The sequence below is a fragment of the Rothia terrae genome, assembly GCF_014705925.2.
Classification (GTDB): domain Bacteria; phylum Actinomycetota; class Actinomycetes; order Actinomycetales; family Micrococcaceae; genus Rothia; species Rothia terrae.
Genome location: NZ_CP061539.1, coordinates 360,360 through 372,745, shown reverse-complemented (window position 1 = coordinate 372,745; position 12,386 = coordinate 360,360). Strand labels below are relative to the sequence as shown.

11 protein-coding genes and 2 tRNA genes are annotated in these 12,386 nt (G+C 54.9%); 3 read left to right on the top strand and 10 right to left on the bottom strand.

Annotated features, from left to right (window positions below; translation table 11 throughout):
- Positions 1-32 precede the first annotated feature (32 nt).
- The 4 genes from IDM49_RS01780 to IDM49_RS01765 form a co-directional block, all read right to left on the bottom strand.
- Positions 33-1,202, bottom strand: a complete 1,170-nt coding sequence (locus IDM49_RS01780) for an acyltransferase family protein (protein WP_190724819.1) — start codon at positions 1,200-1,202, stop codon at positions 33-35.
- A gap of 373 nt (positions 1,203-1,575) precedes the next feature.
- The gene (locus IDM49_RS01775; protein ID WP_168614675.1) at positions 1,576-2,061 is read right to left on the bottom strand and encodes a dehydrogenase; all 486 of its coding nucleotides are present in this window, start codon (positions 2,059-2,061) and stop codon (positions 1,576-1,578) included.
- A gap of 326 nt (positions 2,062-2,387) precedes the next feature.
- A complete protein-coding gene (locus IDM49_RS01770; protein WP_228008147.1) occupies positions 2,388-2,585 on the bottom strand; it encodes a YbdD/YjiX family protein in 198 nt (65 codons plus the stop codon).
- Between the two features lie 87 nt (positions 2,586-2,672).
- Entirely contained in the window at positions 2,673-3,683 is a 1,011-nt protein-coding gene (locus IDM49_RS01765) for an NAD(P)H-quinone oxidoreductase (protein WP_190724818.1), read from the bottom strand.
- A 150-nt stretch (positions 3,684-3,833) separates the two neighbouring features.
- On the opposite strand from IDM49_RS01765, the gene IDM49_RS01760 reads away from it, so the two are divergent.
- From IDM49_RS01760 to IDM49_RS01750, 3 genes are all read left to right on the top strand, one after another.
- A tRNA-Ser gene (locus IDM49_RS01760) sits at positions 3,834-3,924 on the top strand.
- A gap of 187 nt (positions 3,925-4,111) precedes the next feature.
- Positions 4,112-5,581 carry an FGGY-family carbohydrate kinase gene (locus IDM49_RS01755; RefSeq protein ID WP_190724817.1) on the top strand — a complete coding sequence of 490 codons (1,470 nt, stop codon included), beginning with the start codon at positions 4,112-4,114 and terminating at the stop codon, positions 5,579-5,581.
- 178 nt (positions 5,582-5,759) lie between these two features.
- Positions 5,760-5,848 (top strand) — tRNA-Ser (locus tag IDM49_RS01750).
- Positions 5,849-6,001: 153 nt separating this feature from the next.
- Here IDM49_RS01750 and IDM49_RS01745 read toward each other — a convergent pair.
- The 6 genes from IDM49_RS01745 to IDM49_RS01720 all read right to left on the bottom strand — a co-directional run bounded on the left by IDM49_RS01745 (position 6,002) and on the right by IDM49_RS01720 (position 12,030).
- Positions 6,002-6,535, bottom strand: coding sequence for a SixA phosphatase family protein (locus tag IDM49_RS01745; protein ID WP_190724816.1), 534 nt, complete (start codon positions 6,533-6,535; stop codon positions 6,002-6,004).
- Between the two features lie 112 nt (positions 6,536-6,647).
- On the bottom strand, positions 6,648-7,085 hold the full coding sequence (locus tag IDM49_RS01740; protein WP_190724815.1) for a SufE family protein: 438 nt from the start codon (positions 7,083-7,085) through the stop codon (positions 6,648-6,650).
- A complete protein-coding gene (locus IDM49_RS01735) occupies positions 7,085-7,981 on the bottom strand; it encodes a sulfurtransferase (protein ID WP_190724814.1) in 897 nt (298 codons plus the stop codon). The genes IDM49_RS01740 and IDM49_RS01735 overlap by 1 nt, the downstream gene beginning before the upstream one ends.
- Before the next feature lie 181 nt (positions 7,982-8,162).
- A complete protein-coding gene (locus IDM49_RS01730) occupies positions 8,163-10,154 on the bottom strand; it encodes a BCCT family transporter (RefSeq protein WP_190724813.1) in 1,992 nt (663 codons plus the stop codon).
- A 196-nt stretch (positions 10,155-10,350) separates the two neighbouring features.
- Entirely contained in the window at positions 10,351-11,145 is a 795-nt protein-coding gene (locus IDM49_RS01725; protein WP_168614683.1) for an alpha/beta fold hydrolase, read from the bottom strand.
- A 93-nt stretch (positions 11,146-11,238) separates the two neighbouring features.
- A complete protein-coding gene (locus IDM49_RS01720) occupies positions 11,239-12,030 on the bottom strand; it encodes a winged helix-turn-helix domain-containing protein (protein WP_190724812.1) in 792 nt (263 codons plus the stop codon).
- Between the last annotated feature and the right edge of the window lie 356 nt (positions 12,031-12,386).

Sequence of the window (12,386 nt, the reverse complement as noted above, 5' to 3'; positions counted from 1 at the left end):
GAACAGGCGGGCTTTTACTGTGTTGACGCTGTTTAGGGAGCTTCGCGACGCTCTAACTTAGCCCTCTCTGACTTAGCGTTAGCTGATGCAAAGTGGCGGTCTTTAAAGCGCTGTGCGGGTAGCTCAATGAACTTCCAGATTGCAACGCCACCGGCGATACCCAGCACCACCAGAATCGGCAGGGATACTAGGCGCGGCAGGTGCTCAAAGAGGGGTTCGAGTGCCTTATTCAGCACGTCGTGCAAGAGGTAGATGCTGTAGGACGCAAGACCCAGCACCTGCAAGAAGCGCCACTGCAAGAAGTCGTGGAACTTCTGTCCCAGCGGTGAACGCACTTCGGTCAAGCCCCAGAGAATAACCATTGCCGTAGCAATTGCCTGAATGGAGTAGCGGATAGTTTCGCGGAAAGTTTCATCGCGCACTACCAGCGAGAACAGGTAAAGCACCAAGGCAGTGACAGGAATGTAGGTTTTACCCAGGGTGGGTACGGTGCGTTGATCGCTAGCTGCAACTACATTTTTACCTGCAGCGTGGCTGTGACGCGCGCTGTACTGGTTGCCAGTGATGCGCGGGGAGGTACGGTGGGTGAAGTACCAGATTGCGACCAGGGTGCCAATGCCGATTGCTTCAACGCGGGTATCGGTGCCGAAGTAGATGCGGTCGTTAGTAGCGCCGCCGAAGTACAGCACGATGCGGGCGATGAACGAGTACACCACTACGATGCCTGCCAGCGCTGAAACAACCTTGAGATAGTGCTTGCTCTTGACGGCAAACAGCCAGATGATAGCGAAGACCAGGTAGAACTGTTCTTCAATGGAGAGGCTCCAGGTCACGTGGCTACCGGGTAGCACGTTGATGTCTGAGTCAAGATAACGCCAGTTGAGGAAGAAGAAAATCTGCCCCAAGAAGTCGACGATATTGACGCTGTGACCCAGCGCCATGTAAATGAGCGTGGGTATCACGATAATCAGGAACAGTGGCGGCGCGATTTTGATGAGGCGTCGCATGTAGAACCCGCCCACGTCGAATCCGCCTGTTTTTTCGCGTTCGCGCAACAGCAGGTAGGTGATGATGAAGCCGGAAATCACAAAGAAGATGGTGACGCCGGATCCACCGGGTACAAAGGTGAGTCCTGCGTGTGAGAACACCACCAGCAGAACGGCAAAAGCGCGCATGGCATCGATATGCCCGTAACGATTCAAGAATTCTCCCCCGATTTGTGCTGTGACGCTCCCCATTTGCGTCCGCATTTTATGCGTAAAACAGCTAGATAAAAATGCACAGTAATTTTCAAGCTAACACAATTGCATGAAACCGCTGAGTATATCTAGCTCACATCTTTGAATATTTTATGTGTTTGGACTAGTCAGAGCATTGTTTTTATAAAAGCACACTTTGCCCCACAACTATTTGTAGGCGAGCATTTTCAAAGCACCGCCCTTTTATAGATAAGCCAAGTTACTTTATTGATAACAAGTAGCGGAACACTTCACATATATTAACGTTTATTCGCCGGAGTCAAAAACCTCTGGATAAAGAGAGGGGAAGCCAACGCATCACGCAACGGCAAGTAGCTTAGAATGCTTTTTGTGCCGCTTCTTCGCGCGCCTGCACAATGAGCTCTTCGGCTCGGACAATGTGTTCTTCGACGGTGGCGACGCGTCGTTCTACTGAAATTTTACCGGTGCAGGCGGCGGCACATTCGCCGGAGCAGCGCAGCATGGCGAGAGCTTCAGCACACAGGGCTACCGAGTTGCCGGCTTTTGAAAGTGCGCGGTTGAGATCCGAGTAGGTGCCTTGAGTGGAGTAGGGAATATCCGTGCCGTCGCTGGGAGCCAGCTGTTGCGCCTCCTCTGCAATGGCGCGGACGCGCGGCAGAAGGTCGGCAAGTGAATTAGCCGCAGGCACCATCACATCGATCATGTCAGCAGAGGGCATGCGCTCTAGAATCTGGTGAAAACGGTCAAGGCCGCGCACAAACCTATCGTGGTTGCGACGCCAAATACCGTGCCCGAGCTCGGCTTCATCGCGTCGTTTTTGAAGGTAGTCTTTGATTCCCATGCGATGTGCACCCCTTTCCCTCTCCTAGTTTACTTAGGTTACCCTAAATTTTTTAGTGACAGGCTGTCAAGGTTCTGTGTGTCTCCTCAATCCGTTGATGATGCGAGAGCCTACATAACCATAAGAGGGAGCGATGGACCGTTTTTCGGATAAAAACGGTCCATCGCTCCCTCTCACACCTCTTCAGTCTGACCTTATAAGTAGGTCGGTGGCAGAGTCATTATGTAGCTTTCTGATCGCTGATCTTTATTTCCTCGCTCGCTCGGAAAATCAGCGTCCAGTCCCTCTCGCGAAGCCTCAGTAGGCGAGGGAAAATCTGCGCCTAGCTAGCAGCAGCGTCCTTTCGGGTTCTTGTCTTGGCGGTCTGTGTAGTCGCGCCAGAATTCCCGCTCACTCATGGGTGCAGATGAGCATCCGGTAGATCGATGGTACGCCAGGTACTTCTGGTATTTATCGGCGCCGGTAACGCCGTTCCAGAAGTATGCCGCGGATGAGAAACGGAACCTCGGGAAAAAGTTATCCAAGGTATCCTGCAACATTACTCAAGAACACAGGACGCCCTTATCCCTTGCAAGTACAGCGCCAGAAGGCTTGCGCGCATCAAGTCGGGTCTAGGAAGAAATGCCTTCCGACATTTTTAGCAGAACCTTGCCGGTATGCTGCCCAGAATCAAAATACTCATGCGCCGAAGCCACATCATCCAAATCAAATACGCGATCCACATGAACAGACACCGCACCGCTAGAAATCAATGGAACAACCACGCGCTGCACCCCCTGCATCACCTCCGCTTTAGCGTGTGCACTTTGCGCTCGCAAGGTGCGACCGTGCAGGCTCAGACGCTTTTGCATCATGCGCGCCATATTCAGCTCACCCTTTGCGCCACCTTGCACCGCAATAGTGACCATAGCCCCCTCAACTGCCAGCGCACGAGTGTTGGCATCAAGGTATGAGCCACCCACGACGTCCAAAATGTAGTTCACGCCCGCGCCGTCGGTCTCGCGCTCGATAACCTCAACGAAATCTTCATCGCGATAGTTAATCGGGTGTGCGCCCATCGAGCGAATAAAATCGCACTTTTGCGCGGTGGACGCGGTGGCGAACACGCGCAGCCCCAAGGCAACACACAGTTCAATAGCGTGCGCACCGATGCCGCCGCTACCACCGTGAATCAGAATAGATTTACCCTGGTTGTCAGCTGGGTCCTCCCCCACCCCTGCGACCATACAGAGGTTGGAATATACGGTGGCAACCACCTCGGGAATACCGGCAGCCTCAACCAGCGAAACCCCGTGAGGCACTGGCAGAGTCTGACGCGCATCCACTGCCACATACTCTGCGTAGCCGCCCGATGCGAGAAGCGCCATTACCTCTTGGCCTGGGCTAATAGCGTGAACGCCCTCGCCGATTTCTTCAACAACACCCGACGCTTCAAGGCCATAGACGCTGCTTTCACCGGCAGGTGGCGGGTAATGCCCCTGACGTTGCAGGACGTCCGCGCGGTTGAGCCCCGCCGCCATAACTTTAATAAGTATCTGCCCCGCCTGAGGCGTAGGACGCTGCTGCTCAGTAATTTCTAGGACGCCAGCATCCCCATGCTCTTTTTCTACAACTGCTTTCACAGCCTTCTCCCTTCGATTGTTGATATTTCAACCCTACCCACCCCAGGAGAAGCCGACAATGACGTGTCATTCACCACGCTCAACAGTTTTGCTTTGCAATACCCAGCGCAGGTGTGTAATACTATTTCAAGTGCTTTGAGCACAACACTTGGATGGTTGTCCGAGCGGCCGAAGGAGCTGGTCTTGAAAACCAGTAGGCGGCAACCCCGTCTCAAGGGTTCAAATCCCTTACCATCCGCCAAAATAAAGCCTCGCTTTTCGAAAGAGAAGTGAGGCTTTTGGTTTATAGTGACCGCGTTTTCTCATAGTGACCACGAAACTGTCAAAAACCGCCGCAAAAAGAGTGTACTTTGAGAGTTTTGTGGTCACCTCTTAAGGGCGCCGGATATCTACCAGACACCGTAGGTGTCCCAAGGCACAATGGAAGTATGGAAACTTTTGCATACTTCGGCCTGGACGTCGGCACCTCAAGCACTAAGGCAGTGCTCGTGGCACCGGACGGAACCGTCATCGACTCGCAGGTACAAGAACATTCAGTAACCCGTGGTGATCACGGCCTTGTTGAGATGGATATGCGCATCTGGTGGGACGAGTTCAAAACACTCTACCCCGCGCTTTTGAACCGCAACGATGTGCGCGTGAAAGGAATCGGCATCTCGGGTATGGGACCGTGCATTGCCGTCACCGATACCAATGATGAGCCCGTCGCCCCCGCAGCTCTCTACGGCGTAGATCAGCGCGCACGAGAAGAGATTGACGAACTCGCGGACGCGTTTGGGCAAGATTTCTTGCTCGAACGCTACGACTCGCAGCTCACCACCCAGGCAGGTGGTCCCAAGCTTCGCTGGTTCGCTAAACGCTACCCGCAGGTTTTCGCATCCGGCGCGCGGTTCTACATGCCCGCGTCCTGGATTATCAAGCACATCACCGGTGAGTATGTTCTCGACCGCCACTCGGCGAGCCAGTGCACCCCGCTATACAGCCCCGAAACCCGTGAATGGAATGCTGACATGGTGCAGAAGATTGCGCCGGGCACAGAGCTTCCCCGTCTGGGGTGGAGCCATGAGATATGCGGTGAAACCGTTGAGGTTGCAGAGGTGCCGGAACTGGCGTCGGGCATCCCCGTTATTTTTGGCACCGTGGACGCCTGGGCTGAGCAGGAATCGGTAGGTGCTATCAAAAATAATCAGCTGTTCTTGATGTATGGCACCACCCTGTTTTTGGTGGCTAATTCGCAACAGCGTGTGCGTCACGCATCGATGTGGGGTACCACGGGCACACGCGAAGGCACCTTTAACATGGCCGGTGGCTTGGCGACTTCTGGTGCGTTGACCAACTGGTTCCGCGAGATTTCAGGCGAACGCGACTACGCCAAGCTGGTCGAGGCAGCGCAGGGTGTACCTGCTGGTTCCGAGGGTTTGCTAACGCTACCCTATTTCGCCGGCGAGCGTACTCCCCTGCAGGATCCCGACGCGCGCGGTGTGATGATTGGCCTCAGTTTGCACCACGGCCGCGGCCACATGTACCGCTCGTTACTTGAGGCAACCGCGTTTGCGGTACGCCACAACATTGAGGTCATGGAGGACGCCGGTGCTTCTATTGAGAGCATTTCGGCTGCCGGTGGCGGCGTGACGTCTGATCTGTGGCCGCAGATTGTTTCTGATGTGACCGGGCGCGCGCAGGAGCTTCGCCGCGAGTCGGTGGGAGCGTCCTACGGCGATGCGTTTATGGTGGCGCAGGCACTGGGCGATGTTGAGTCGCTGGATGAATGGAACCCTGTTGCTAAGGTGATTGAGCCGCAGGATCTACCCGTTTACGATGACCTCTACGCAAGCTACCGCACGCTCTACACCGCAACAGCTGATATTCAGCACCGGTTGAGGACGCTACAGAGGTAGCAGAGAGTAGCCGGCGAGTAGAAGATCCCAATTTTTCGTTAGTTCTATGTATTCGTACAGCGCCACACCGATATATCTACCGACCACGCTTTGACCTCACCCCACCGATGCGGTATCGTTGATAGCGCTGTGTTGCGATTGAGCAATAAGTTGACGAACGCTTAGACCGATACAGCGAGGAGACGTGCCAGAGCGGCCGAATGGACTTCACTGCTAATGAAGGGTCGGGATTAAACTCGACCGGGGGTTCAAATCCCCCCGTCTCCGCAAGATAAGGAGCCCCGCGCTTTCGAAAGAAAACGCGGGGCTCCTTTTTTGCTTAAACCACCTCTATTAGTCGCGAGAGGGGAGCGATGTGCCGTTTTTGCGCTCAAAAACGGCACATCGCTCCCCTCTCGTGGGTAGAGTTCGCGGGGAAAACTAGAACGCTTTGAACGCCTTCAGCAAGGCGTCGGCGGTATCAAGCGCCGCCCAGTCGTCCAGTACATCAAACACGGCTACGGATGCCGGGGCGAAACCGTACGACGCGTCCATCAGCGCCTCGTAGTCAGAGTCGGGGCGCGCAAGCTGCAGCGACGCGTCCTGCACACCGGGCAGATGAGCCACGATCATGAGCGAACGCACTGACTCAGGTGCGCCATTAATCGCTGAAATGATGCGTGATGCCGGCGCGTTGTACAGCTCCTTGCTCAAGGACGCGGTGGGTGCCTTCTCCCCCAGCCCTTCAGAAACCCAGGTGGTGGTCTGACGGGTGCGCAGAGCCGCCGAGGAAATAATCATCTCAGGAATATGCCCATTGTCTGCGAGCCAGCGTCCCACCTGCGGCGCCTGCGCATGGCCGTGTTTGGTGAGTGGACGGTTGAAATCGTCCAAGCCCCAGTCAGCTTCTGCATGGCGCATGATGATCAGCTTTTTCGCGTCGTGACGCGGTGTTGATGCGAAAGTTTCAGACATATCCCTATCCTATCGCGCCGGTCCAATCGCCAGCGTCCTTAAAATAAGACACCCATATCACGGAGCCCCCGCTCAGGGACGCCGAAATATGGGCATCTATGCGCGAAAGGTATTACGCGGTTGCTTCTTTGACCTGACGCTGGACGCGCGCCAGCATACCGCTCATACCGTTGAGGCGTAGCGGGCTGACCTGGTCTGTCATTGACAGGCGCATGGCGACGTCTGACGGTGTTGAGAGCACGGTTTCAACGCTTTCACCGTTGAGGCCCTCGTGCAGGATGGATGCGAATCCGCGGGTGGTCGGTGCTTCTTGTGGTGCTGAGAAGAAGAGGTTGACGATGCCGTCCTCAACTTCGGTCACCAAGAAGATCGGTGACTGGCACTCGGGTACGGGTTCTAGTAGCTCGGGGTGTTCGGCATAGCGCTCCGGTAGCTCAGGGAGCGACTGGCTGAATTCAAGAAGCAGCTGCAAGCGGTCGGAATCGGGAACTTCAGCGAACTCGTTCGCGATGTCCTGAAGTTTTGCGGGAAGATCCTGGTTCTGGCTCATTACTTCCACTCACCCGGCTCTTCGCCCTTGACGATGGGAGCTGCAACAGCGTTGCCCCATTCGGTCCATGAGCCGTCGTAGTTGCGTACGGAATCAATGCCCAGCAGGTACTTGAGGACGAACCAGGTGTGCGATGAACGCTCCCCGATACGACAGTAGGCGATGATGTCATTTGCGCCTGCCAGACCCAGCTCGTCGATGTACAGTGCCTTGAGCTCGTCGAAGCCCTTGAAAGTGCCGTCTTCATTTGCTGCCTTTGCCCAGGGCACGGAACGAGCGGTAGGAATATGACCGCCACGCAGAGCACCTTCTTCGGGGTAACCTTCCATGTGAGTACGACGGCCGGTGTACTCATCGGGGCTGCGGACGTCGATCAGCGGAGTGACGCCGATGTTCGCCTTCACCTCGGGCAAGAAAGCGCGGATAGCCGCGTCCCTACGCTCAGCCACAGGGTAGTCAGTTGCCTCAACTGCAGGCTTCTCGGTGGTGGTTTCGCGTCCTTCTTCAATCCACTTAGCGCGGCCGCCGTCCATCAGGCGAACGTCCTCGTGACCAAAGAGCTTGAAAACCCACAGCGCGTAGGCAGCCCACCAGTTGGACTTATCGCCGTAAATCACCACGGTTGAATCGCGAGAGATGCCCTTAGCTTTCATCAAGGATGCGAAGCCCTCGCCATCAAGGTAATCGCGGGTGACGCGGTCGTTGAGTTCGGTGTGCCAGTCAATCTTGACGGCGCCGGGAATGTGCCCGGTTTCGTACAGTAAAACGTCTTCGTCAGATTCAAGGATGACGACGCCGTCAGTGTTGAGGTTCTGTGCAACCCAGTCGGTGGAGACCAGGTTCTCACCGTGCGCGTACTGGGCAAATTTTTCGTTGGTATCAGCGGCAATGCTCATGTTTCAACGTCCTTTCGTTACAGAAGTTTTCTGCTATCAACTCCACCACAACCGTGAGCTGTGGGCAAATAATCTTTCTGAGAACTTGATACATCTATTAGCTATCAAAAAGCCTTGGGCGGTTCAGAAAGTATCTTCTGAACCGCCCAAGGCTTTTCGTTCAACCGGGTTCTAAGGTTTCTTAGCCCTTATAGCGGTTACGGTGTTCTTCTAGCTGCTCAGCGGTGAGCACCTCATTTTCTTTGGTGACGGGCTGGCCGTCGTCGTTGAGGTAGACACCCTGTGAGTAGTCGAAGTTCACGGGATTGCCTTCTTCGTCTGTACGGGTGTACCACTCGGTGTGTTCACCTGAGGTGGAGTCGAAGTCCGCGCCGGTTGCGTACTCGCTAGTGGGCTCGGTGGGTTCGATAGCGATCTTGAAGTTATCGCCGTGCTCACTCACACCGTGCACCACCGCGTTTTCGACCGCGGTCTTTGCAAAGTCACGTCGAATGGTGAACGGATCATTACGCAGTTCTTTGAGCAGAGCCACGCACATGATGATCAAAATCGCGGCGAACGGAAGCGCCGTCACCGTCACGAGGTTCTGCAGACCCTGCAAGGCGTTGTCGCTACCTGCCAGCAGAATAACAACGGCAATACCCGCCATGCAGATTGCCCAGAAGGTGGTAATCAGCTTATTGGGGTTGGGGTTACCGCGCTGGGATAGTTGCGAGTTAACCAGTGACGCTGAGTCAGAGGTGGTGATAAAGAAGATAGCCAACATAATCAGCACGAGAGGCGCAATGAACTGCGCACCGGGGAGCTGATCCAGCACCACAAAGAAGATTTCTTGCGGTTTAGGCATGGACGCGATAGTTCCGTCGGTCGCGATGGACTGGTGTTCGCGCTGCATCCAGATGGTGGTGCCGCCGAGAATAGTGAACGCCAAAATGATGATGGTTGACGGAATGAACAGCACACCAAAGACGAACTGTCGGATGGTGCGACCGCGTGAGATCTTTGCGGTGAAGACACCGACGAAGGGCGCCCAGCTCACCCACCATGCCCAGTAGAAGGTGGTCCATGATGAGAGGAAGGTTTTCATCTCGTCCGACTCTGCCATGTTGGCGCTGAGCATATCGGGCATTGACGAAACGTATTCGATGATGGTTGCCGGAATGATATTCAGCAAGAAGGCGGTGGGGCCTGCAATAAAGAAGAAGATCGCCAGACCGATTGCCATTGCCATGTTGATGTTTGAGAGCAGACGGATGCCCTTTGAAACACCTGAGACCGCCGAGATGATGGTGCCAATGGTCAGCAGGGTAATGATGATCAATGCCAGTGTGTTGCCTTCGGGGCTCCAGCCAGAGACGAGCTCGACGCCGCGTCCAATCTGAAGTGCACCGATACCGAGTGACGCTGCGGTGCCGAAGAGGGTGGTGATAATTGCCAGGGCGTCAATGATGCGCGAACCCACGGAGTCGTTGCTGTGGCTTTTGAACAGCGGTGCGAGGATGGAGCTCATCAGGGGCACGCGTCCGCGACGGTAAGAAACGTACGCTACTGCTAGGCCGACGATAGCGTAGATAGCCCAGGCGCTAATACCCCAGTGCATTGCTGCCTGTGCCATTGCGCCGGTGATTGCTTCGGGCGATGCGGCTTCGTAGGCGCCAGGACGCGGGCTGAGGTAGTAGGTCAGCGGTTCGAAGGGGCCGAAGAAGATGATGCCGATGCCGATGCCTGCACCGAAGAGCATCGCTGCCCATGAGCCGGTGGAGAATTCGGGTTTTTCGCCGTCCATGCCCAGCGGGATTTTGCCGTAGCGGCTAAAGGCGAGGGCGAGCAGGAACAGCATCATGCCGGCTGCAACGATAGTGAAGAGCCAGCCGAGGTTGGTCATGACCCAGTTGAGCGCGGTAGTTGATACCGCGAAGACTTGGTTGGGGTTGATGACGCCCCAGATCACGAAGGCGATAATCAGTGCACCAACGGTGAAGAGAATGGGCTTGTCAACGCCGTATTTGACGCGCTGATCGTCGATAGAGATACCGGGCACTAGAGCCGGGTGGGTGTCGTGAGGGTAGATGACTTTTTTGATCATCTGCCGTGCTCCACCGGGTGCTCGAACCAGCGAAGGCTTGTTCGTAGGTCGAGGCTCCTGGGGAGTCTGGGGCTGTTGTGTGCTCATGTATACCTCAAAGTGAGAGTTAACGTATCAACCACGTAGTTTATAGGTACGCACACTTACTTTCGGGAGCTGAGAGCCTTTTTGCCTCATTACTTCGATTACTTATCAGGTACTGGCGGCACAAAAGCCTACTCAGCCAGAGAGGTAGGAATCTCTACAGAACCAGCGGCAGCCGACACCTCAGAGTCCCACGCCCCTAGCTTTCTTGCTGAAGAAAAGAATTGAGAATGTAGGTCACTTCTTCTGGCTTATCAGCGTGCACCCAGTGCCCGGCACCCTTAACACTAATTTTGCGCACGCGCGGAAACAGCTGACGCATCACGGGGGTATCTTCTGGCTGAATGTAATTGGAGTTCGCACCAGCCACCCACAGCACAGGGTTTTCAAAGGGCTGCGCATCCACAGGTTCCCAGCCCATTATCGCATCCAAATTCTTGCGCAGCATGGGAAGGTTAGGCTCCCAGTAAAAGCCGTCCTTACCGCGCGCAAGATTCTGTAGCAAAAAGCCGCGGACACCCGCATCGGGCACACGGTCCGCAATTTCGTCGCTCGCTGCACTGCGAGACTTGAGAGTTGCCAAATCAAGGCTCAGCAGCGAATCCAACAAAACGGTGAAACTACCCTTTGAGTCATTAGGAGCGATATCCATAATCACTAACTTATTCACCAGGTGCGGATGTCTGAGCGCCAGAAGCATCGCGATTTTGCCGCCCATAGAGTGTCCAATAACGTCCACAGGCCCGTCAGCGGCAAAGCCGTTCTCAAGATCTCGCGCCACAAGATCTGCCATGTCAGCGTAGTCGAAAGAATCCGTCCAGTCCGATGCGCCGTGGTTAGGCATATCCATCAGGAGCACCTGGTAGTCATCGCCAAGCCCTCGCGCGATCCGCGTGAAGTTCTTGCCGCGTCCCATCAGACCGTGCAGAAAAGCGACCTTCTGCGCACCGCTACCAACTGTTGATGATTCAATCGAAAACTCTTGAGTACCCATGTTCTCTAGAGTACCGAGTTAGTCAACGAGCGCTCAAAGCAGAAGGCTCCACTCCCCTTGCGGGAAATGGAGCCTTGCGCTGATAGCAAAGATTTAGATGGAGTATTCCGGGGCTGCCCAGATAACAACCTCGGGATGCTCGTAGAAGCGGTAACCCTGGCCGCGCACGGTGCGCACGGTGTTTGAAAGGCGTCCCAGCTTAGAACGCAGGCGTCGAATATGAACGTCAATGGTGCGCTCGTTAGGTACTTCTTCAGCGTCGTGCCACAGGCTATTTAGTAGCTCGTCGCGCCCTACAGTACGGGCGCCGTTTTCAACGAGGTAGTTGAGAAGCTCAAATTCTTTGAAAGTAAGATTCAGAATCTCGCCGTCCAAGAACACTTCGCGGCGGGAAAGATCAATCAGGACGCCGGTGGTGTGGGTGGGCTTGGAATCTGATGAGAAGACGCTGCCGCCGGTGTGAGCGCTCTGCGCAGCGGGTTCGGGCTGGTGATGCACTGCGGTGGGATCGCCCAAAGCATTGCGCACAACTTCAAGGTCGGTGCCCTCTGCCCCCGCAGGTGCCAGCGCAACAGCTGCGTAAGACTCGGCTTCGGGAGCAAGATTGTGGGCGTATGCGCGAAGATCCTGAACAATGCGCACCAACGAGGTACCGCTACTCGCAGCGGCTTCTTCGCTCAAACCTACGTAAATCACGAAGCCGCGAGCCTCAGAATCGGGCACCTGGCGCGCGACGGGTTCCGGCGCAACGCGGGCAGTCATGGGACGCAGGTTGGCGGGGTACTGCTTTGAGGCAGGAGCATGGTGAGGCGCTGCAGCTGACTGTTTAATCGCCTGAGGTCGGTTTCGCTGGGAAATGTGAACGTATCCAGGTGCACCTGACATTTTCTAACCTGCTCTCTGGCCTGTGTTGCCCCGCAACAAGCGTGTGTGTGATGTTCTTGCGACGGGTAAAAATCCACGGCGTGTATAAGGACGCGCGATTTTTACCGGGGTAGTCCTTTTATGGAACTCTGAATAAGTAAATAAATCAAGTAATATTTGTGATTTTTCAAAAAATATAATCTTTTTCTCGAAATTTACCTGTGTTACAAAATATTTCACTGTATAAAAAATGTATAGATATGCATGTTTGACATCTCGCATCCGCCCATCTGCTAGGTCGAGCAGTAAAAATTTTCAGAAAAATGGAACATCAAAGAAACTGAGCATTTACCCTTCAAATGTCAAGGTTGATTTAC